Annotated in this window: 15 protein-coding genes, 1 tRNA gene and 1 other RNA gene; 5 read left to right on the top strand and 12 right to left on the bottom strand. The window is 62.0% G+C overall.

Annotated features, from left to right (window positions below; translation table 11 throughout):
- Window positions 1-72: 72 nt before the first annotated feature.
- Complete coding sequence (locus DXB98_RS05805; protein WP_117743452.1) at window positions 73-900, bottom strand: HAD-IIB family hydrolase; 828 nt, start codon at window positions 898-900, stop codon at window positions 73-75.
- A gap of 75 nt (window positions 901-975) precedes the next feature.
- Here DXB98_RS05805 and rlmKL point away from each other — a divergent pair, with 75 nt between their 5' ends.
- Window positions 976-3,534, top strand: coding sequence for a bifunctional 23S rRNA (guanine(2069)-N(7))-methyltransferase RlmK/23S rRNA (guanine(2445)-N(2))-methyltransferase RlmL (rlmKL, locus tag DXB98_RS05800; RefSeq protein WP_117743451.1), 2,559 nt, complete (start codon window positions 976-978; stop codon window positions 3,532-3,534).
- A 92-nt stretch (window positions 3,535-3,626) separates the two neighbouring features.
- On the opposite strand, the gene DXB98_RS05795 is transcribed toward rlmKL, so the two are convergent.
- The 5 genes from DXB98_RS05795 to DXB98_RS05775 form a co-directional block, all read right to left on the bottom strand.
- A complete protein-coding gene (locus DXB98_RS05795) occupies window positions 3,627-4,340 on the bottom strand; it encodes a response regulator (protein WP_199407131.1) in 714 nt (237 codons plus the stop codon).
- A 4-nt stretch (window positions 4,341-4,344) separates the two neighbouring features.
- Window positions 4,345-5,970, bottom strand: a complete 1,626-nt coding sequence (locus DXB98_RS05790; RefSeq protein ID WP_117743450.1) for an ATP-binding protein — start codon at window positions 5,968-5,970, stop codon at window positions 4,345-4,347.
- A 113-nt stretch (window positions 5,971-6,083) separates the two neighbouring features.
- A complete protein-coding gene (locus DXB98_RS05785) occupies window positions 6,084-6,278 on the bottom strand; it encodes a hypothetical protein (RefSeq protein ID WP_117734879.1) in 195 nt (64 codons plus the stop codon).
- A 69-nt stretch (window positions 6,279-6,347) separates the two neighbouring features.
- A complete protein-coding gene (locus DXB98_RS05780) occupies window positions 6,348-8,375 on the bottom strand; it encodes a KUP/HAK/KT family potassium transporter (RefSeq protein WP_117743449.1) in 2,028 nt (675 codons plus the stop codon).
- Between the two features lie 167 nt (window positions 8,376-8,542).
- Window positions 8,543-9,418 (bottom strand): nitroreductase family protein, encoded by an 876-nt coding sequence (locus tag DXB98_RS05775; protein ID WP_117743448.1) that lies wholly within the window; start codon window positions 9,416-9,418, stop codon window positions 8,543-8,545.
- Window positions 9,419-9,629: 211 nt separating this feature from the next.
- Here DXB98_RS05775 and DXB98_RS05770 point away from each other — a divergent pair, with 211 nt between their 5' ends.
- Window positions 9,630-11,930: an LTA synthase family protein gene (locus tag DXB98_RS05770; RefSeq protein WP_117743447.1), complete on the top strand. Its 2,301-nt coding sequence runs from the start codon at window positions 9,630-9,632 to the stop codon at window positions 11,928-11,930.
- Window positions 11,931-12,235: 305 nt separating this feature from the next.
- Here DXB98_RS05770 and bilS read toward each other — a convergent pair whose 3' ends face one another.
- The 3 genes from bilS to DXB98_RS05755 form a co-directional block, all read right to left on the bottom strand.
- Window positions 12,236-12,793, bottom strand: coding sequence for a flavodoxin family protein BilS (gene bilS / locus DXB98_RS05765; RefSeq protein ID WP_233505103.1), 558 nt, complete (start codon window positions 12,791-12,793; stop codon window positions 12,236-12,238).
- A 105-nt stretch (window positions 12,794-12,898) separates the two neighbouring features.
- A complete protein-coding gene (locus DXB98_RS05760) occupies window positions 12,899-14,758 on the bottom strand; it encodes an ABC transporter ATP-binding protein (protein WP_117743445.1) in 1,860 nt (619 codons plus the stop codon).
- Window positions 14,759-16,612, bottom strand: coding sequence for an ABC transporter ATP-binding protein (locus DXB98_RS05755; protein ID WP_117743444.1), 1,854 nt, complete (start codon window positions 16,610-16,612; stop codon window positions 14,759-14,761). It lies immediately after the preceding gene.
- A gap of 210 nt (window positions 16,613-16,822) precedes the next feature.
- On the opposite strand from DXB98_RS05755, the gene DXB98_RS05750 reads away from it, so the two are divergent.
- The gene (locus tag DXB98_RS05750) at window positions 16,823-17,848 is read left to right on the top strand and encodes an LPXTG cell wall anchor domain-containing protein (protein ID WP_117743443.1); all 1,026 of its coding nucleotides are present in this window, start codon (window positions 16,823-16,825) and stop codon (window positions 17,846-17,848) included.
- Between the two features lie 315 nt (window positions 17,849-18,163).
- Here DXB98_RS05750 and ffs read toward each other — a convergent pair.
- Both ffs and tadA read right to left on the bottom strand, forming a co-directional pair.
- Window positions 18,164-18,259, bottom strand: an RNA gene (gene ffs / locus DXB98_RS05745) — signal recognition particle sRNA small type.
- Window positions 18,260-18,393: 134 nt separating this feature from the next.
- Window positions 18,394-20,175, bottom strand: a complete 1,782-nt coding sequence (gene tadA / locus DXB98_RS05740; RefSeq protein ID WP_117743442.1) for a tRNA adenosine(34) deaminase TadA — start codon at window positions 20,173-20,175, stop codon at window positions 18,394-18,396.
- A 51-nt stretch (window positions 20,176-20,226) separates the two neighbouring features.
- On the opposite strand from tadA, the gene DXB98_RS05735 reads away from it, so the two are divergent.
- Window positions 20,227-20,316, top strand: a tRNA-Ser gene (locus DXB98_RS05735).
- Window positions 20,317-20,319: 3 nt separating this feature from the next.
- Here the strand turns inward: DXB98_RS05735 and DXB98_RS05730 are convergent.
- The gene (locus DXB98_RS05730; protein WP_117734871.1) at window positions 20,320-20,904 is read right to left on the bottom strand and encodes a TetR/AcrR family transcriptional regulator; all 585 of its coding nucleotides are present in this window, start codon (window positions 20,902-20,904) and stop codon (window positions 20,320-20,322) included.
- A 211-nt stretch (window positions 20,905-21,115) separates the two neighbouring features.
- Between DXB98_RS05730 and DXB98_RS05725 the strand changes: the two genes are divergently transcribed.
- Window positions 21,116-21,667, top strand: a complete 552-nt coding sequence (locus DXB98_RS05725; RefSeq protein ID WP_199406608.1) for a LemA family protein — start codon at window positions 21,116-21,118, stop codon at window positions 21,665-21,667.
- Window positions 21,668-21,776: the final 109 nt, after the last annotated feature.

Genomic DNA, 21,776 nt, shown 5'->3' with positions numbered 1-21,776 from the left:
TGAATTGATAAATCGATTGAGCATGTGAATCCGGTGAGTTGCAGATCGAAAATCGTCCGAACGGCGAAATAATTAGATCAACCCAAAGTGGCGCATGGCGGTGACGGTACCGTCGCGTGCGACGTCGTCGGTCACGTAGTCGGCGATTGCCTTGACCTCGGGCATGGCGTTGCCCATGGCAACAGCCGTCTCGACGGCGGCAAGCATGCCCAGGTCGTTGCCCGAATCGCCAAAGCCAAAGGTGCGCGCGTTGCCGGCGCGCCCCAGATACTCAAGCGCTCGCGCCACGCCCACGCCCTTGTCAATGCCCTTGGGACTCAGCTCGCGATTCTGGCCGCCGGTGTTGCACAGCTCAAAGTTGCGTTCGATAAAGCCGTCGTCATTGGCCACGCGAGCCAAGCCGGGCTCGTTAAGGCACACCTTGCCCACACGCAGGCGGCCGTCGATGCGCATTTCCTCGGCGCTATGCACCACATGCGTGCCGATCAGAGACGACCGTTCAACACCCGCGGGCTCCAGTGCAAAAGTCGCAGCGTTGGCCTCAAAAAAGACCTCAATGCCGGCGTCCACAACGCGACGCGCAAGCTCCTCGACAATGTCCTCTTCAAAGCAATCCTCGTGCACCACACGGCCCTCAACCTCGAGCGTCGCCCCCGCCATGGCCACGATACCCGCAGGTTCGAGCTCACGCAGACCATCGGCAATCAGCCACAAGGGGCGTCCTGTGCAGATAAACGCCTTGTGCCCCGCATCGTGCAGGCGATGAAACGCCTCAATGACCGTCTGCGACGGGCGCACCGCCGAAAAGTCCTTATCGGTCATGCTGTCGGGATCGAACGACGTCAGCGTGCCGTCCACGTCAAAAAACAGTACAGCGGAATCGGGGCACGCATCAATCATATGGGTTCCTTTCGAGGGCGATGGCAAACGAAGCTTCCATCATATAATGGAGCGACACAACCAGAGAGGTCACCCATGGAATTTTATGCAAGCTGCCCCGAGGGCTTTGAGTCCGCACTCGCCGACGAGCTTAAACGGCTCGGGCTTTCGCATGTCCGCCGCCTCAAGGGCCGCGCCACGTTTGAGGGCGAGCTCGAGCAAGGCTACCGTGCCTGCCTGTGGTCGCGCCTGGCCAGCCGCGTGTTTGTGGTGCTCGGGCGCTTTGAGGCACAGGATGCCGACGAGCTGTACGATGCCGTTTACGACATTGCCTGGGAAAACATCGTCCGTCCCGGCGCCACCATTGCCATCACTGCCCGTGGTGTGACCGAGCAGCTGCGCAACACGCGCTTCTCGGCCCTGCGCGCCAAGGACGCGCTGTGCGACCGTCTGGCCGAGACCACGGGCCGTCGCGCCGATGTCGACGCCGCCGATCCCGATGTTCACCTGCTGCTTTCGCTGCGTCAGCGCCGCGCGAGCATTAGCCTGGACCTTTCGGGCGATCCGCTGTTCAAGCGCCTGCCGCCCGCAGCGACCCGCGCCGGCGAGGGCACGCACGTGCTGCGCCCCGACTACGCCGCCCTGGTGCTGGCGCAGGTCGGCTGGACCGCGCTGTGCGAGCGCGAGCTGACGGCCGATGATTACGAAAACGAGGCCCTGCCCGCGCTGATCGACGCCTCGTGCGCCGGCGGCGGCCTGCTGCTGGAGGCCGTGAACATTCTGACCGACCGCGCCCCGGGCGCCGCCCGCGAGCGCTGGGGCTTTGAGGGCTGGCAGCTGCACGATGCCGCCCTGTGGGAGCAGCTGCTTGCCGAGGCACGCGAGCGCGAGGCGGCAGCGCGCGAGCGGCAGGCGCGCATCGTTGCCGTGGATGTTGACCCCGCCGCCCGCAAGACCGCTGAGCGCATGGTCAAGCGCGCCGGCTATAAGCGCTTTGTCGACTTTTGCGCCGCCAAGCCCACTACCGTACTGGACCATGCGGGTGCTGTCGCCGGCGCCGCCGTGGTCGCAGACACCACCGAGACCCCGCTTTCGCTCATGCACGACGCCCTGACGCTGGTCGGCGAGCTGCGTCGCGCGCCCGAGCTTACCGCCGCACCGGTCGCCGCACTCACCCGCGACGGCCTTATGGCCCGCGCACTCCATGCCGAGCCCGCGCGCTCCATCGCCGTCATGCCCAACAACGAAGAGGCGACTATTGAGATTTGGCCTTCGCTCGACCACGCCGCCGCAGCATTTGAAGCTGCGACTAGCGCGGATGCCGAGGAGCAGGCCGCAGATACCGAAAACGAAGCCGCCAACGCTCCCATGCCCGAACCTGCCGCCACGCTCGATTTGGGCGACGGCAAGCCGCTGCCCGTGCTCATTCCCGAGTCCGAGCAGTTCGCCAACCGCCTGCGCAAGAACGCCCGCCTGCGCCGCAAGTGGGCAAAGCGTGAGGGCGTGAGCTGCTACCGCGTCTACGATGCCGACCTGCCCGACTACTCCGCCGCCGTCGACCTGTACGAGGGCTGCCCGCAGACGCCGGGCCGCTGGCTCGTCATCGCCGAGTACGCCGCACCCAAGACCATCGATCCTGCGCTGGCCCAGGCCCGCATGCTCGATATCTTGGCCATCGCGCCGCGCATCTTGGATGTTCCAGCCGAGCACGTGCACGCCAAAGCCCGCATACGTTCGCGCGGCGGTTCGCAGTACGGTAAGCAGGGCGCCGGCAAGGGCGGCTCGGGCGAGCGCGCCAACATTGCGCGCCGTCGCCTGCCGCTCATCGAGGAAGGCGGTCTTACCTTTGCCGTCAACTTTGACGACTACCTGGACGTCGGCATCTTCCTGGATCATCGCGTCACGCGCAATCTGGTGCGCGAGCACGCCAAGCAGGCGCGCCGCTTCCTCAACCTGTTTGCCTACACCGGCACCGCCACCTGCTATGCAGCCGACGGCGGCGTCGAGGAAACCGTGACGGTCGACCTCTCCAACACCTACCTGGACTGGGCCGAGCGCAACATGCGCCAGAATGGCTTTGTGGGGCCGCAGCACCACTTTGTGCGCGACGACGTGCTCGCCTGGATTCGCGACCAGCGCCAGACGCGCAATCGCTGGGACCTGATCTTTGTCGATCCGCCCACGTTTTCGAACTCGTCCAAGATGGGCCGCCGCACCTGGGATGTTCAGCGCGACCATGTTGAGCTTTTGGCCGGTGTATCGCGCCTGCTCGCGCAGGGCGGCCACGCCATCTTTAGCTGCAACCTGCGCGGCTTCCGCCCCGAGACGCGCAAGCTCGCGCGCGCGGGCGTCGTGCTGGAGGACATTACGGCGCAGACCATCCCCGAGGACTTCGCGCGCAACCAGAAGGTGCACCATTGCTATATCGTGCGCCGCCTGCCCATCGAGGATGCCATGGCCGAAGTCGGCTTTAGTACCGAGGAGATTGCCGAGCGAACCGAGGAGCTGCGCAACCCCGAAGCCCGCAAGCCCCGTACAGCAGTGCCCGCGCACGCGCAGGCCGGCGACCGAGGGCCGCGCGGTGACGGCAAGCCCACCTGTGCAGGTAAGCCCAAAAAGAAGAAGTTCTACGCCAGCAAGCCCAAGGGCAAATAACAAAATTGCGGTGGAATAGTTCCTAAAAATGCCTGGTAAAGGCCCAAATAGGATCTATTTCACCGCAACTCATAGAGGGGCCGCGCTCTGCCCTACTCCTGGGTGACCAATCGGTAACCGATACCCACATGCGTTTGGATATAGCGCGGATGGGCGGGGTCGGACTCGATCTTCTTGCGCAGCGTGCCCATAAAGACGCGTAGGCTCGCCAGGTCGCTCTTAGTCGCCGTACCCCAAATCTCGTTCAGGATAAATTGGTGCGTCAGCACCTTGTCGGCATTGTGTGCCAGCAGGCAGAGCAACTTGTACTCGATCGGCGTCAGATGCAGCTCCTCGCCATCCATCGTGGCGATGCCGGCATCAAAATCGATATGCAACTCGCCGGTATCGAACGAGCCCTCGGAAGCAACACCGCCCGCCTGCGCATACGAAAGGCGCCTGAGCGTCGTGCGAATGCGCGCGAGCAGCTCCTCGACCGAAAACGGCTTAGTCAGGTAGTCGTCGGCGCCGGCATCGAGCGCGCGGATCTTGTCCACGTCCTCGCTGCGTGCCGAAACCACGATAATCGGCATGCCCGACCACGCGCGCACCGACTCCACCACCTTGACGCCGTCCATATCGGGCAGGCCCAGATCGAGCAGCACAATGCTCGGCGCCTGCGACGAGGCGGCGGCGATGGCGGCGTGAGCGGTCTCCACGGCCATATGGCGCAAGCCGTGCGCCTCGAGCGCGGCGACGATAAGGTTGCGGACGGCGGGATCGTCCTCAACGACCAAGATGAGCGGTTTCACGGCAGAGTTCGGCACAGCGCTACTCCTTATCAAACGAAATATCGGCGGCGGGAAGCTCAATCGTAAAGACAGAGCCGTGCGGGGCCGCCGCGGCAACCTCTATGCTACCGCCATGTGCCAGCGCAATGGAGCGACAGAGCGAAAGCCCCAAGCCCACGCTGCGGCAACTGTCGGCTAGGCCATGGTTGGCGGTGTAGAACGACTCAAAGATTCGCTCGCGGTCCTCGGGCGCAATGCCCGGGCCATCATCAGCAACCGAGCACGCCACGCATCCATCATGGACGCCAATCGAGATTATGACATGCGAGCCCGCAGGCGTATAGGTGATGGCGTTGTTCACCAGATTGACCACCAGCTGCACCATCAGGCGCGCGTCGACGTTGACGAGCGCCGGCTCATCGCACGCCACTACCTTAAGGTCGTGCTCGCGCACGGCCGGATTTACGTGACGCAGCGCCTCCTCGACGATATCGTCCATGAGCTCGAGCGTGGTCGACAGGTGCATGCCGCCGCCCTCGAGCTTGGTGATGGCGAGCAGATTCTCGACGGTAGCGTTGAGCCACAGCGCATCCGAGCGAATGGATAGGAGCATGCCGCGGCGTGTCTGGTCGTCGAGCACGGCCGTGCCGGTCGAGCCCTGGTCGAGCAACACGTCGGCATTACCCGAAATACTGGTGAGCGGCGTACGCAGATCGTGCGAAATGGAACGCAGCAAATTGGCACGCAGCTGCTCGTTTTTAGCGAGTACCGCCGCCTCCTCGCGGGCCTCCATGGCGCGGGCGCGATCGAGCGCAAGCTCGCCTTCGCTCACAATGGCATCGGCAAGCGTCCGCTCCTCGGGCGTCAGCGCATCGGGCTCGGCGACAATGGCGAGCACCCCCACCACCGAGGCGGGATCGTCCGCGCGCACCATGGTGTCACCCGAGCGCACGGTCAGGTATATGCCGTAGAACGCCGAGCCACCATAGGTGGCATCGAGCGGCGTTCCCACATAAGCGGATGCCGAGAGCCGCGGCGGCATCTGGGGCGCCAACTGGTGCACCGGCGCGGCATCGCCCACGGCCGTGTACGTCGCGCGCGGCAGCAGGTCATCGTCGTCGGCATCGGCGCTATACCACACGACCGGACAGTCCGAAAGACGCGCCAGCTGCGTTGCCATAGCGTGCACAATCTGTTGCTGATCGGCGCAGCGCTGCAGCATACGGTTGGTCTCGAGCACCATCTGCGTGCGACGGTCGCTGGCGGCAGCCTGCGCCAAGGCGCGGCGCAGGGCCAGCGCGATCGAGCTCGACACGAGCGAGACCGCAAACATAATGAAGAACATGCCGGGATAGACGCGGTCGATAAACGACAGCGAGCAGCGCGGGTCGACAAACAAGAAGTTGTAGAGCGCCACGGCGGCAGCCGAGCTCAGCAAGCAATACAGGCGACTCCAGGTAAAGAATGCGCACAGCTGCACGGCGAACACATAGACGATCATGATGCTCGGCGCGAGACCCGGATGGTCGAGCAGCGCGCCCACAATCGTCGCCGCGACCAGCAGCCCCGCCGATACGCAGGCGTCATACAGAGGGCTGCGACGCGTCAGCGTTGTACGCCGCCACCAAAAGTTCTCGGCAATATCGCCGTCCGCATGGACGTCCATCAGCGCCCCGCCCCTCTCTCAAAAACAAAAACCACCACAAAGGGGACAGGCACCTTTGTGGTGGTTTCCCCTCGTGGTGGTTCCAAGTGTATAGCCTTTGCAACCTGCGGTCGCTAGACAAACAGCACGTGCGCGAGCAGTGCGCACACGCACGCCGCGACAAACACCAGCGCCACGACCGAAATCACACGATCGGCCATGTCCATGTTGGCCCGATTCGTAAAGAACCGATCTTCGGCGGCGTCGACGCGTGCCTCGCGCACCAGCTCGGCCGCAAGATCGCGACCGTCAAGCGTCTTTGCGTCCATGGTTTTCTCCCCAGACTCATTTCCCGTCATTGCAAACCTGCCCGTTCACAGTCAAATCTCAGGTGTCGATTACGGGCGCTCGTTGGGAGCCAGACGCTGCATCTTGCTCACGGCCTTAAACTTGGTGAACAGCGGCACGTACTCAAAGTTCACGTTGGAGTTCTCCAGGCCGTACCAGCGCGCAGGCGTGCCAGCGGCGCGGCGGATGATGTACTTGAGCGTAATGGCCGTACGCTCGCTCGGCTCCACGTCGCTTTCGGGCGCCAGAAGCTTGCGGATCATAACGAACTTGAACGTACCGATGTTGCCCGGATCCTTGTAGACCGAGTAGTCATGCGTCTGCGGCGGCAGCTCGCCGCTGGCTGCCAGATCCTGAACAACCTGGCGCAGATAGGCGTTAACGCGCTGGTTGATCTTGTAGCCCAGGTACAGATGCACGCGGAACACGTAGTCGGTGCCGAACGTCTCGACCGAGTAGGCAAAGGTATGCGGCTCGTCCATGGTCTCGACATTCACGAACCACCAGGCGCGAGCGCGCTTGGGGTGCTTATCCAGGATGGAGTAGACGATATCGCGGTCGATATAGTCGGTGTTGGTGTCCTTGGTCAGGTACACGATATTGTCGCTCATGAGCTCGTAGCGGTCGTCGTCGCGCAGGCGCTTGAGCTGCGGCAGGTAGCTGCGCAGCGGCAGCAGCGTAAACTGGCGCTGCTCGACCGCCGTGCCGTTGTACCAGCACACCATAATGCTCATGATGAGCGCGGCCATAAGGATGGTGAAATAGCCGCCGTGGAAGAACTTGGTGAGCGAGCTCACAAAGAAGAAGCCCTCGAGCATGAGGAAGAAGACGGCAAAGATCCACGGCGCAACCTTGAGCTTGCGCTCCACGTGCAGATAGAAGAAGAGCAGCAGCGTCGTGCACATCATGGTCAGGGTAATAGCCAAGCCGTACGCAGCCTCCATGTGCGCCGAGTTCTGGAACAGCAGCACCACGATAACGCAGCCCACGAGCATGACGTTGTTGACCATGGGGATGTAGAGCTGACCCTTGGTCTCGGCAGGATAGAAGACCTGCATATGAGGCATGAGGTCCAGGCGGCTGGCCTCGGACACCAGCGAGAATGCGCCGGTGATGAGCGCCTGCGAGGCAATGATGGCGGCGATGGTGGAAAGGCCGACGGCAAAGGGACGCAGGCTCGGGGTGAGCATCTGGTAGAAGGGGTTGAGGTCGGCGATGCCCATGAGCTCGGGGTTGGCAGCGTTGTTGATAAGCCACGCGCCCTGACCCATGTAGGACAGCAGCAGGCAGCACTTAACGAACGGCCAGGTGGCGTAGATGTTGCCGCGGCCCACATGGCCCATGTCGGAATAGAGCGCCTCGGCACCGGTGGTGGCGAGGAAGCAGCTGCCTAGGATCATGATGCCCGCATGGTTGTTGGGGCTCAGCAGAAAGCCGATGCCGCGCAGCGGGTTGAGGCACAGCAGCACCGCGGGATGCTGGAAGACAAAGAACAGGCCCGTACCGCCCAGGAACAAAAACCACAGCGTCATGATGGGGCCAAAGGCGTGACCGATCTTGGCCGTGCCGATGCGCTGCACCAAGAAGAGCGCAATGATAATGGCAAGCGTGATCGCGACAACGCGACCCTGGTCGTCACCGAGCACGGCGTGGACCGCCGGGATGGTGCGCAGGCCCTCGATGGCAGTGGTCACGGTAACGGCAGGCGTCAGGATGCCGTCGGCGAGCAGTGCCGCGCCACCCAGCATGGCGGGGATGATGAGCCACTTGCCGCAACGCTTGACCAGGCTGTACAGGGCAAAGATACCGCCCTCGCCGTGGTTGTCGGCGCGCAGCGAGATCAGCACGTACTTGACGGTCGTCAGCAGCGTGACCGTCCACACAACAAGGGAGAGCGCGCCGAGCACGAACTCCTGCGTGACGCTTCCGATGCCGCCGTTGCCGGCAACGAGCGCCTTGGTTACATACATGGGGCTGGTGCCGATATCGCCGTACACCACGCCCAGCGTGACGAGCATCGCCGAGATGCTCACAGGAATCGCAGCGTGCGAAGCTGCCTCCTTGGCCTTTTGTTCCATAAGCCGGTTTCCTCCCAACTTTAATGTTCGAAGGGATTATAGGTAATCGGCCCATGTTTGCATGGCGCCGTTTTCCCAGCTAGATAAACATTTATACGGCCTTTAGGCCACCACGGCGATATGGAATGTGACAGAGGGACTTTCCCTTTGTCACATCGCCGCATTCGTTACTTGCCGAGCCAGTTTTTGAACCACCACTCCATGGAACGGCTCATCTCGGCCATAAAGGGGCTCGTGTGCTTGCGGGTGTAGATATCCACCACGCGCTCGCCTGCCTCGCGGGCATGCGGACGGAACATCGCGTCCATCTCGGCCACCTGCGCGTCCATGGTCGCGGTATCGGCGCGGCGGTAGCGCTCCTCGTGCACCAGGTTCACCACGGGATGCGCGATTGCCGGACGCTCCTTGCGGGGCGTGCCGATGATGAGCATCGACAGCGGCATGGTATAGGGAGGCAAGTCCAGCAGCGAGGCGACTTCCTCGGCATTCTCGACGATATCACCGATGTAGCAGCTCCCCAGCCCCAGGGCCTCGGCGGCGACCACGGCATTTTGCGCGGCGATCACGGCGTCCTGCGCCGCGATGGCAAAGTCGCCCAGACCCGGTGCACGACGGGGCGCCTTGCCCGTGCGCTCGACAAACTCGGGCTTAAAGCAGCCCACGTGCTCAAACAGATCGATCCACTTGGCATAATCGACCACAAATATGAGTGCCCAGGGCGCCTTGGCGATCATGGGCTGGTAATCGCACAGGTCGGCGAGGCGGTCCAATGTGGCCTGCTCGCGAATGCTCACGATGGAATACATCATCATGGCGCCCGCCGACGGCGCGCGACTCGCCGCATGCAAAATCGCCGCCCGCTGCTCGTCAGTCACCGCCACGGGACAGTCGTCGTCATCACGCGCGAAGGCACGCGTAGACGAGCGATGCTCCAAGATGTCCAGCACCGTGTTGCCCGTAGTCTCGACCGGATAGCCGCACGTATCCACGCCCGCAGCTCCGCCGCAGTACTCGGCGCCTGTCATACAAACCTGCTCGCTCATCGCCCTACCCTCGCCATTTCTTTAAGAAGCCTTTACGTTTCCGTGTAATTCCCGTCCATTATCGCGCAGGTCGCCACTACATTGCGCCACACCGCCACACGTGCGCGTTAATATGGCTGGTTGTGCGCAGCCACCAATTGCAGCGCATATCTTGCTAACAATCGGGTAAACCCCCGCTTTCGTAGGTTTTAAGTTTGTGAGGAGTCTCAGCATGTTCGCAGCCGCCATCTCGCTCGTCGGTCTTGCGGCGACCATCTACCTTGTCTTGCGCGAGGCCAAGGCCATTCGCGCTCAGTCGGGCACCGTTGCCAAAAGCGCTCTTGGGTGGAGCGTCGTCTTCGGCCTGTTCCAGCTCTTTTTGACCATTTGGGGCGCCATTGGCCTCGTCGCCCAAAACGAGCCGCTCGCCTTTGTGATGCTCATCCTGACCAACGCCATCCTTACCGGCTGCGCCTGGGCCAGCATCGCCCGCGACCGCATCGCCCCGCGCGTCTTTGCGTTTGCCGGGCCCGACGCTCCCGCCCCCACCGGCAAGCTCGCCCGCCTGCGCGGCGCCTTTGTGGGCAAACCGCTCGTCGCCGCCGTCCTGTGCCTGCTGCTCGCCGGCGTCTTTGCGCTGCTGGGCATGGAGGTCTCGTCCAACCACGACTTTACCTGGGTCTATCCCCTATGCATCCTGCTCGAGTGGGCCATCATCACCGTGCTCATGGTCGGCCTGTTCTTCCTGTTCCAGCGCCATGGCGCAGCTCCGGCCGTCCTGGCCTTTGCCCTCTTTATCCTGGGCATTGCCGAGTTCTTCGTCATCACGTTTAAATCCATGCCCATCCAGCCGGGCGACCTTTCGGCCATCTCCACTGCCGCCGCAGTCGCCGGCAACGGCTACACCTTCTCCATCTCGCTGTTCTGCGTGCTGTCCATGGGCTTTACCGCCATCGCCATGCTGCTATGCGAGTACGCCGGCCTAGTGGCACCGCATCGTCAGAAGGGTACCGCCAACGCCAAGCGCATGCTGCTCACCAACCTGCTCGTGGCGGTGCTGTGCCTGGGCGGCGTTACCGCACACGTCACGCTCATCGACTACTACAACACCCTCGGCATCACCGTCTACACCTGGCGCCCGCTCGAGAGCTACTGGCGCGAGGGCTACCTGCCTGCCTTTATTAGTGCGGCACAGTCCATTAAGCCGCCCAAACCCGCCGACTACTCCGTCGACGATGCCAAGGCCACGCTCAAAAAGTACGCCAAGGCCTACGACAAGTCCAACGCGGCCAAGAGCGACGAGCGCGCCGCCGCAGAGGAGCAGTTCGACAGCGAGAAGCCCACGGTCATCGCCATCATGAACGAGACCTTCTCGGACCTGTCGATCTATCAGAACATGCGCGCCGGCTACGAGGGTCCGCAGCACTTTAAGAGCCTGTCCAACTGCCTCAGCCGCGGCAAGCTCTATGTAAGCGCCTACGGCGGCGGTACCGCCAATACCGAGTTTGAGTTTATGACCGGCAACTCCATGGCCAACCTGGGCTCGGGCGTGTACCCCTACACCATCTACAACATGGAAACGACTGGGAACCTGGCAGAGCAGTTCAAGTCGCTCGGATATTCCACCACGGCCATGCACCCCAACCACGCGACTAACTGGAACCGCGAGAACGTCTACAAGGACTTTGGCTTTGACCAGTTCCTGTCCATCAACGACTTCCAGGGCGCCGATACCCTACGCGGCATGGTGACCGACCAGGCTACCTACGACAAGATTCTTGAGCTGCTCGACCAGAACGCCGATCCGCAGTTTATCTTCGACGTGACCATGCAGAACCACTCGGGCTACGACACGGGCCTGCTGCCGGTCGACAAGCAGCTGCACCTGAACATCGACACGACCGACCTGGACACCAAGACCGTCGAGGACGGTACGCTCTCCGATGTCGACGAGTATGTTTCGTGCATTGAGCAGTCCGACCAGGCGCTGCGCTACTTCCTTAACGCCTTGAGCAAGCTCGACCGCAAGGTGGTCGTGGTGTTCTGGGGCGACCATCAGCCGTTCTTCCCGTCCAAGTTCAACGATAAGTGGTTTACCGGCGAGGACGACGCCACGCACCAGGAGCGCTTGTGGCAGACCGATTACATCATTTGGGCCAACTACGACGTTGCCGGCTGCGACCAGACGAGCGAGGTCGACGACCTGTCCACCAACTACCTGTCTACCCAGCTGATGCAGCTGATCGGCGCCCCGCTGACCGACTACCAGAAGGCGCACATGACGCTGCGCGAGTCGCTGCCCGCTATCAACTCCGTGGGCTACGAGGACGCCAGCCTGCGTTGGGCGCTTTCCTCCAACGTCACCGGTGACGACGCCGCTGCCGCAGCCGCCACCAAGGCGCGCGAGGATTACGCCAAGATGCAGTACTACGAGATGTTCCGCGACGGCAAGAACGTGTACACCGAGCACTTCCAGACCGAGGCCAACGAGACCGACCCCAACCTGGCACCGGGAACAACCAAGATTAAGTAGCGGGTCGCTCATAACTGAAACGTCTGTCCGGACGGAGGCATATAAGGTTCCCTGCTCGGACAGTCCTGCGCAAGACGGAGGCCACATTAAGTGGCCTCCTTTGCGTGCGGAACTCGCGATGAGCCTTATATGCCTCCGCCCGGACAGACGCCCAGTTGCTGGAACGCGGCTTGTCATCGGGGTGATGGAAAATGTCGCCCCAAACGCTTGCAGTGGTTGCGTCCACAAGTGTCAAGAAAAAGCCTCGAGAATCTCGAGGCTTTCACATTTGTATTGTTTTGCACGAAGGACCGCGAACGGCGAAGCTACTCTCCCAGCACGGCCTTCTTGGCGGCTGCAGCCATGTTGTCCAGGTCTTCCTTGGTGGGATGGTCCTTCGCGGCAACCCAGTTGTCGAGCAGCATCTTAAATCGGACGTTATCGGGATCTTGCTCGAGCATGGCCTCGTAGCGCTGCTTGACCGCGGGGCCCATCTTGCCCTGGCACATCGCCCAGCCCGCAAGCTCGGCATCCCCAGCCAAATTGGAAGTTACGCGATCAATAATCTGCTGGTAATAGCTCTGGTCGGCCCCAAAGCCGCAGGTGCCAAACAGGAAGACGCGCTTACCGTGCAAGGCGGAGAGCAACGCCGCGACCGAAGGCGTGCACGCGCCCTTGTCACACCAAAAACCGACGAGCACCGTGTCGGCCGCGCAGGCGCCCTGCGCCTCGAGCTCAACCTGATCTGCGTCCGCATCGTCGCTCAACGCCGCAGCGTGGACAAACTCAACGCCCGCAGCCTGCAGAGTGCGCTTGATCGCACCCGAAACCATCCTGGTATTACCGCTCTTGCTGTTAACCACCAAAGAGCACGTCGTAGTCACGTTGCCTCGTTTCCCCCGAAACTCGAGCCATTAATGCAATTTGTTAGAAGCATATCTTAGTACTAACGGCGCAGATGTAAACCATCTGCCGCTAATCGGTATTCCCTACTGGGCGAATTGGCTGCGGTAGAGCTCGGCATAGAAGCCGCCTGCCGCTATCAGCTCGTCGTGTGTGCCACGCTCGATAATCTGGCCGTCGCGCATGACCAGAATGCAGTCAGCGTTGCGGATCGTCGACAGGCGGTGCGCCACCACAAAGCTTGTACGGCCAGCCATGAGCTCGTCGAATGCCGCCTGCACCTGCAGCTCGGTGCGCGTATCGATGCTCGAGGTCGCCTCGTCCAGCAGCAAGATCGCCGGGTCGGTGAGCATGACGCGCGCGATGCACAGCAGCTGCTTTTGGCCCTGGCTAAATGTGCCGCCGTCCTCGCCGATCACCGTATCGTAGCCGTCGGGCAGCTGCACGATAAACTTGTGCGCATGCGCACGCTTGGCGGCTTCGATGACCTGCTCGCGCGTGGCGTCGGGACAACCGTACGCGATGTTATCCGCCACCGTGCCCTCGAACAGCCAGGTGTCCTGCAGCACCATACCAAAGGCGCGGCGCAGGCTTGCGCGCGTGTAGTCACGCGAAGACTGGCCATCGACCATGATGCGTCCGGCATCGATATCGTAAAACCGCAGCAGCAGGTTGATGAGCGTCGTCTTGCCGCAGCCTGTGGGGCCGACCAGGGCAAAGCGCATGCCGGGTTTGGCCTCGATGCAAATGTCCTGCAGCAGCTTGCGGTCGGGCACGTAGCTAAAGTCCACATGCTCAAAAGTCACCTCACCCTGCGGGGCAGCAAGTTCCACGGCATCCGCCGCATCGGGCTCCTGCTCGCACGCATCGAGCAGCGCGAACATGCGGCGCGCCGAGGCATACGCCGTCTGGATCTGCGTAATGACGTTGGTGACCTCGTTGAACGGCTTGGTGTACTGGTTAGCATAGGACAGGAAGATTTGCACGCCGCCCACCGTGAGCGCCGCGGGCACGCCCGTGATCACGCCCACGCAGCCGATCACAGCGACCACGGCATAGATGATGTTGTTGATAAAGCGCGTGCCAGGGTTGGAGAGCGAACCCATAAACTGCGCGCGCTCGCCCGCGGTGTAGAGCTCGGCATTGAGGGCATCGAAGCGCTGCTGAGAGCGCGGGCCGTAGGCAAAGGCGTCGACAAGCTTCTGCTCGCCCACGTATTCCTCGATATGGCCGCCAAGCTGACCCTGAATGCGCTGTTGAGCCGTAAAGCTTTTGTTGGAGAGCTTGGCGATGGCGCCGGCGGCAAAGATGGAAAGCGGCGTGACGAGCACCACCACGAGCGTCATGGTCAGATTGATGGAGAACATAAACGCGAGCGTGCCCACGATGGTAATAACGCCGGTAAAGAGCTGCGTGAAGCCCTGCAGCAGACCGTCGCCCACCTGATCGACATCGTTGACCACGCGGCTCATGAGGTCGCCGTGGGCATGGCTGTCGATAAAGCCGAGCGGCATGCGGCTGAGCTTATCACTCGCCTCCACGCGCATGTCACGCACCGTCTCGTAGGATAGGCGGTTAACGCAGTAGCCCTGCAGCCACTGGAAGGCCGCGGCTCCCACCACGACGAGCGAGAGTTTGGTGACGAGCGGCAGCAGTGCGTCGAAATCCACCTGGCCCGCGGCAACAATCAGGTCGATGCCCTCGCCAATGAGAATAGGTGTGTAGAGCTGCAAGATAACGGAGATGGCGGCGCTCACAAACGACGCCGCAAACGAAATGCGATGCGGACGGACGTAGCCCAACAGGCGGCGAGTCACCGCACCCACGGGATAGCGCTCGGGATCGCCGGGCTGGCGCGGACCGTCGCCCAGGTCGTTGAGGTTATCGTTGCCGGACACGTTGGCCGTCATCGTGGCGACCGAACCGGAGGAAGTATACGGATTCATCTAACAGCCCTCCTTTGTGCAGACGGATGCGGGGGCAGTCGGGGCGGACGCGGACGCCGCGCTCCCCTGCTGGCCCTCGAGCTCCTCGCGGCGCAGCTGCGACTGGCAAATCTCGCGGTAGAGCTGGCAGCTTGCATACAGCTCGTCATGTGTGCCCAGGCCCGCAACCGAGCCGTGATCGAGTACGCAGATCATGTCGGCGTCGCGCACGGTCGAGACGCGCTGACTCACGATGACGGTCGTCAGCGGCAGCCCGCCCTCGGCGGCACCGCGCACGCTGCGCTCGCGGATGGCATGGCGAAGCGCCGCGTCGGTCTTAAAGTCGAGCGCCGAGGCGGAGTCGTCCATAATCAGGATCTGCGGCGAGCCCACCAGAGCACGCGCAATGGTCAGGCGCTGGCGCTGACCGCCGCTGAAGTTCTTGCCGCCCGCCTCGACCGGGGCATCGAGCCCCTGTGGCTTGTTGCGCACAAACTCGCTGGCCTGCGCCATATCGAGCGCCGCCCAGAGCTCCTCGTCGGTTGCCGCCTCGTCGCGCCAGGTCAGGTTGCTGCGGATGGTGCCGCTCACCAGCGACGCGCGCTGCGGTACGGTCGCAACCACATGGCGCAGCTGATCGAGTGGCCAAATGCGCACGTCGGTACCCATCACGCTCACACTGCCGGTGCCCGCATCATACAGGCGCGGAATAAGCGAGACGAGCGTGGACTTGCCGCTGCCCGTGCCGCCGATGATTCCGAGCGTCTTGCCCAGCGGCAGCTCCAGGGTCACATCGTCGACGGCATTTGCCGCGCCCGCGCCAAACGAAAAACTCGCATGGTCAAAGCTCAGCGCGGGGGCCGGGGCGGCATTGCCCGTCGCGCCCGGCTTGGGCAGTGCGACCGGCTCGTTGTCCTCGTCGGTAACGCTCGGCACGCAATTGAGCACCTCGTTGATACGCGACGCACTGGCGCTCGCCTTGGTAAAGACCACGACCAGGTTGGCAACGTACACGATGGAGGTGAGGGTCTGCGTCATGTAGTTTACAAACGCCATAACCTGACCCTGCGTGAGCTCGCCCACGTTGACCTGGATGCCGCCCACCCACAGGATGGCGCACACGCCTAGGTTCATCACCAAAAACGTGACGGGGTTGAGAATCGATGAGAGCTTGCCCACCGCGATGGCAGTATTGGCCTGGTCATCGGCGGCTTGGGCAAAGCGCTCACGCTCGTGGTCCTCGCGCACGAAGGCGCGAACCACGCGGACGCCCGAAAGACCTTCGCGGCAGATAAGCGCGATGCGATCGAGCTTTGCCTGCAGCTGCTTGTAGTACGGGATGCAGCGCGCCATGACAAACCAAAACACCAAGCCGATGGCGGGCGTGCAAATCAAAAAGATCATGCCGAGCTTAAGGTCGATGGCAAGGGCCGCGACCATGGAGCCCGCGGCCAAGAAGGGCCAGCGGATGAACATGCGTACGCCCAGAGCCACAGCGAGCTGCACCTGGTTAACGTCGTTGGTGATGCGGGTGATGAGCGACGGCGTGCCAAAGCGATCGAGCTCGGCGTAGCTCAGCTTATTGATGTGCTCGTAGAGCGCGCCGCGAATGTCGGTGCCCATGCCCTGCGAGGTGAGCGCCGCCATCTTTTGGCAGACGAGCGTAAACGAGATGCCGATCACAGCCATGGCGGCGAGCACCACGCCGTAACGGACGACAGCGTTCACATCGTGCGCCCCAATGCCCTTATCGATCATCTGGGCAATCACCAGCGGCGTAAGCAGGTCAAAGATCACTTCAATCAACTTGCACGCAGGGCCGATCACCATATAGCGGCGAAACTTTCCACCAAAACGCCTGAGCAGCTCAATCATAAAAAGGCGCTCCCCATCATCATTCACACTCAATTCGAACCATGATAGTACGGTGAGCCCAAAAGAAGCGTAAACAACTCGTCATTTCTAATGGGATTCGGTTTTCAGAGGGGTATACGCGCACACCCAGCCAGTGTCGGGTCAACTAGCTTGGTATACTTACATTAGTGCTACCAAGTTAGTCGCCGACTCTGGAAATGAGGTGCCGAGATGAACGACATTCTCGCAAGAAGAGCAAGACGAGCAACTGTGGGCATCGCCCTTTCCGCGGCACTTGTCGCGGGAATCGCCCCCGCAACGGCGATCGCGGCAGAAACCAGTTCCCCCACCGGTGCGGCCGTTTCGCAGACGAGCGCCGCCAACGGCAATTCGGGCGCCCCGCAGACAGAAGACGCGGCCGCCGCAAAAGAAAGAGCGTATGCAGCCATGCAGGAAGCGCTCAAAAACCTCGAAGCCGCAAAAGACGCCGCAAGTCCCGAGAAACTTGCGGAAATCGATGATGACATTGCCAGTTTTCAAGAGATCCACGACATGGTGGTGACGGAAGCCGCCAAACGGAGGGAACCCCTTCCCGCCATGCAAGCGAACGTCGATGCAGCCCAAGCCAAATACGATGAGGCCCACAACCGGACAAGCGGCCTTCAGGCAGAATTAGATAAGGTACTCAAGGAGCTCGGCGACGAGGCGCCCAGCACAGCTATTAAGGAGCATATTAAGCAGTTGCGCAGTGAGATCATGGCGGCAGAAAGGCGAGAAGAATCTTGTGAAGATGATCTTCACCGCTACCAACGCCGGCTCGAAAGCCAGGAAAAACAGGTTCAGTATTTCGAAAGTGAGGCAGAGGAAGCTAAAGCCCACATCGACGAGGACATAGCCAAGCGAAATGCACTCCTCGGCGATTTGGAAAAGGCGCAAGCGGCCTATGACGACGCCTGCAAGGCATACGAAGAGGCAAAGGCCGCGGCAGACAAGGCCACCTCGCCCGAGATAACGAAACCCGCCGAGACGACAAAACCCTCCAGCTCAGCGCAGCCGGCCGAAACGGCACAGCCCGCCAGCTCGCCCGCGACCGGCAAATACGCTCCATCGAGCTCCACCAAGCAAGCAGATACGACCGACGGCAAGCTCGCGAACACGGGCGACGCAGCGCCGAGCGCAATCACACTCGCAGGAATCGCCGCCGCAGGGTTCGGAATAGCCACCGCGGGTGTACGTCGCATCAAGAACTCAAAGTAGCTGCCAGAGCATATCGCTCCCACCAATCTACAAGCCCATAGACAAAGAGGCCCGTTTCCCCAACCAAAACCAGGGAAACGGGCCTCTTTACTTGTAAAAACAGATGGCAACGCCGCCGTCTCTTGAACCACGTAGCCATTGATGTCTTGGCGCAGTCAGCGAGCGCCATCCAGGGCGAACAAGTTGGCATGAAAAAGGCAAGGCATAGACCTTCTGGTCATGCCTTGCCTTTTGAATGACAAATTGTCGCCCTGGATGGCGCGCAGCGTCGAGCATTGCGCGGTTTGGTAAAACCGCGCAAAAAGAAAGCCCGTGCGCTCGATGGATCCGGATGCCCGACAGAGGCTCCTTATGGCTGCTTCCTTCCGGACCTGACCAGATTCGGAACATGTCGTCATCCGAACCCATCGAACGCGCTAGGCGCTCGGTATATCTTACCCGCTCCCGCCCGATGGGGCAAGACAGCTAATTTGGGACGGGGCTTTTTTGACTACTTTTTGACTGATGGGTAGTCAAAAAAGCCCCGTCCCAAAATGACTACTTTTCTAGAGGCGGCCGAGGTCGTAGGCTCGCGCGGCAGACTCGCCGGCGCAGATGAGGTTGGTTGCGGCTTCTTGCGGATCGAGTGCCCGCTCCAGGTCCATGGGCTTGCGACAGATCGGCAGGACAAGGTCGATACCCTGCTCGTACACCGCATCCAGGTTGTCGGCACGACCGCCCACGACGGCAACAACCGGCTTGCCATAGCGCTTGGCACGGCGGGCCACGCCCACCGGCGCCTTACCGGCGGCGGACTGCTCGTCCATATTGCCCTCGCCCGTTATGACCAGGTCGACATCGCGTACACGCTCGTCAAACCCCACGAGATCGAGCACCGTCTCCACGCCCGAGCGTAGCTCCGCACCGAGCGCCAGCAGCGCGGCACCCAGGCCGCCGGCGGCACCTGCGCCGGGCACGCCAAGCACCGAGCCAAATGTCCGTGCGCCCTCGGGTGCGCGCAACAACCCCTGGGCTCGAGCCTCGACAATTGCCGTATCGAGCAGACGACCGTAGCCGACCATCCAGCTGTCGCACCTGCTCAGCGCCTCGGCGTCACCCGTCGGCAAGCCTTTCTGCCCGCCAAACACCGCAAGCGCGCCCCGACGCCCTACGAGCGGATTCTCGACATCCGAAAGCACAACGATACGAGCGCCATCCAAAGCCTGCAGCGCTGGCGCCAAATCAACGCTCGCCACCCGCTCAAGGCCGGCAAGACCGGGGGCGACATCGCAGCCCTGGTCATCGACCACACGCGCGCCCAGCGCCTGCAGCATGCCGGCCCCACCGTCGTTGGTAGCACTGCCGCCCAGACCAATATAGATAGTCTTTGCCCCAGCACGGACTGCGCGAAGCATGAGCTCGCCCACGCCATAGGTCGAAGCCGCCAACGCCGCCGACTCCGTACAGGGCGAATACCCAATACCCGCCGCCTCGGCCATCTCAATAATAGCCGACTCGCGCTCGCCGTCCACCAGCATCCGGGCAGACACGCGTTCGCCCAAGGGACCTGCCACCTCGCAGGCCGAGAGCTCACCACCGCATGCGGCGATAGCATCGAGCGTTCCCTCGCCACCATCTGCCAGCAGCAATGTGCACACCTCGGCATCGGGCCAAACGCGGCGCATGCCTTCGGCAACGGCCTCCTCTGCCTGCGCACTCGACACGCTACCCTTAAAGGAATCAATCGCCAGCAGCACACGGCGGGGCCGGCGGCATGCGACACCAAAATCGACCGCCTCAACGGCAATATCTTCGGCACACGCGAGTGCCTCGGCATGAGCGGCATGCGCCTCAAGATCGGCCCCACAACCGCAGCCAGCACCATCGGTGCCACGCAGCCCACTAAAATAGCTGCTCAACACCTCACGACACTCGTCTGCCAGCACGCCGGCCGTCACGTTAAACCGATGGTTCAGGCGCGAATCGGCATTCAGGTCATACAACGAGCCCAAGGCGCCCGCCTTGGCATCAGCCGCGCCATACACGCAGCGCCCCACGCGCGCGTTGACCATAAGCCCCGCACACATGCAGCAAGGCTCGAGCGTCACGTAGACCGTGCAATCGGAAAGGCGCCAGCGACCGAGCGACTGAGCGGCAGCGCACAGGGCCGCGAACTCTGCATGCGCCGAAGGGTCCTGGTCGAGCTCGCGACGATTATGCGCCCTCGCGACGATCTCGCCCGCGCGCACCACTACGGCTCCGATGGGCACCTCGCCCACCGCAGCGGCGGCGCGAGCCTCCGCCAGCGCCTCGCGCATGAACTTCTCGTCGATTTCGGTGATCGTCATCGTTCGCCTTCCCTGTTGCAGATTCAAAACGATGCTATCATTACGACTCACGGAGAGATGGCAGAGCGGTTGAATGCGGCGGTCTTGAAAACCGTTGAGCGCGGGAGCGTTCCGGGGGTTCGAATCCCCCTCTCTCCGCCACTTTTAGCGATGCACCGGCGTCATGGTCCGCTCGAACAGCGCATCGACAACGTCAGCCATCTCGGAGCGACGCTCCAGATCGTGACCCGATTCCCACCACATAGTAAAGAGCCGAATAATGCCGCCGGCGACAAACTCAGCCGTCGTGTCGAGCGGCACGGGCGCAAGCGCGTCCTCGTCTAGCGCACTCATCACACGCTCGCGGATAGAGCGGGCAATGCGATCGCAAATCATGCTGGTCAGCATGCCCGACATGCTGCTCGCCAAAATGTTGTCCATGAGCTGCTCATGGGCCAGAATCAGGTCCATGGCGTCGGTGAACACCTCGTGGCGAAGCACGCGCACGTCGTCGGCCGACACCGTGCCGCCCTCGCCAGCCCGCTTTTGCGGCAAACCCGACATAAGCTCATCGATATAAAAGGCAAAGTAATCGTTCTTGTCGCGAAAGTGCTTGTAGAACGTCGTGCGGCGAATCATGGCGCGGTCGCACAGCATGGCAACCGTCAGGTCCTCAAATCGATGCTCCTCGAGAAGCTCGGTGAAGGCATCGAACAGGGCGCGGTAGGTTTTCTTAATGCGAAGGTCCACTGGTATCGCCATCCTCAGGGTAAAGACAACACTCGTCAATCTGTCGCATATCTTACACCTGTACCTCGCGCGCTTTGCCCCGGTGCCAACCCCGCCGAAAACATAACGCTTACCGGAAAGTTCGGCACGACAAAACGTTGCGGGTATACTAGTAGCGTTATACCAACGGCAGCTGGCGCATGCCGCCGCGGCCATTCGAAACGGAGACATCATGCTTCCCGTCATCATCGGCATCGTTGTTGTTATTGTGATTGTCTGCGCCATCGCCGGCATCTACAACAACATGGTCACCAAGCGCAACCGCATCGATAACGCATGGCAGAACATCGATACGCAGCTGCAGCGCCGCAACGACCTGATCCCCAACCTAGTCGAGACCGTCAAGGGCTACGCCAAGCACGAGCAGGAGACGCTCTCCGCCGTGATCAGCGCGCGTAACACCGCCGTCAAGGCCACCACGCCCGAGGCCAAGATGGAAGCCGACAACGTGCTGACCGGTGCGCTGCGCCAGCTCTTCGCCGTAGCCGAGGCCTATCCCGACCTTAAGGCAAACACCAACTTTACGCAGCTGCAGGCGTCGCTCGAGGATACCGAGAACAAGATTAGCTATGCACGCCAGAGCTACAACGACTGCGTGCTCAGCTACAACAACGCCATTCAGACGTTCCCGGCTGTCATCTTTGCCGGCATCTTCCAGTTTAAGGAGCGCCAGGGCTTCGAGGCAGCTGAGGCCGCCCGCCAGACCCCGACCGTCAAGTTCTAAACAACAAGGCAGAGTCTTAAGCCAGTTCATCAACCCTTTGGGACCCAAGGCACAAACCTTGGGCCCTTTTCGTATCCACGCACAACGCGCGGCCAAAAGGCCGGACGCC

The sequence above is a fragment of the Collinsella sp. OM07-12 genome, assembly GCF_003438275.1.
GTDB lineage: Bacteria > Actinomycetota > Coriobacteriia > Coriobacteriales > Coriobacteriaceae > Collinsella.
The sequence above is the reverse complement of the archived record's forward strand: the minus strand, read 5'-3'. Positions and strand labels throughout refer to the sequence as shown.

Bases quoted from the DNA above. Each gene is read 5' to 3' on its own strand.
- DXB98_RS05770 (WP_117743447.1), top strand. From the start codon at position 9,630: ATGTTCGCAGCCGCCATCTCGCTCGTCGGTCTTGCGGCGACCATCTAC.
- DXB98_RS05780 (WP_117743449.1), bottom strand. From the start codon at position 8,375: ATGGAACAAAAGGCCAAGGAGGCAGCTTCGCACGCTGCGATTCCTGTG.
- DXB98_RS05805 (WP_117743452.1), bottom strand. From the start codon at position 900: ATGATTGATGCGTGCCCCGATTCCGCTGTACTGTTTTTTGACGTGGAC.
- DXB98_RS05725 (WP_199406608.1), top strand. From the start codon at position 21,116: ATGCTTCCCGTCATCATCGGCATCGTTGTTGTTATTGTGATTGTCTGC.
- DXB98_RS05755 (WP_117743444.1), bottom strand. From the start codon at position 16,612: ATGATTGAGCTGCTCAGGCGTTTTGGTGGAAAGTTTCGCCGCTATATG.
- DXB98_RS05790 (WP_117743450.1), bottom strand. From the start codon at position 5,970: ATGGACGTCCATGCGGACGGCGATATTGCCGAGAACTTTTGGTGGCGG.
- tadA (WP_117743442.1), bottom strand. From the start codon at position 20,175: ATGACGATCACCGAAATCGACGAGAAGTTCATGCGCGAGGCGCTGGCG.
- DXB98_RS05760 (WP_117743445.1), bottom strand. From the start codon at position 14,758: ATGAATCCGTATACTTCCTCCGGTTCGGTCGCCACGATGACGGCCAAC.
- DXB98_RS05785 (WP_117734879.1), bottom strand. From the start codon at position 6,278: ATGGACGCAAAGACGCTTGACGGTCGCGATCTTGCGGCCGAGCTGGTG.
- DXB98_RS05750 (WP_117743443.1), top strand. From the start codon at position 16,823: ATGAACGACATTCTCGCAAGAAGAGCAAGACGAGCAACTGTGGGCATC.
- rlmKL (WP_117743451.1), top strand. From the start codon at position 976: ATGGAATTTTATGCAAGCTGCCCCGAGGGCTTTGAGTCCGCACTCGCC.
- DXB98_RS05775 (WP_117743448.1), bottom strand. From the start codon at position 9,418: ATGAGCGAGCAGGTTTGTATGACAGGCGCCGAGTACTGCGGCGGAGCT.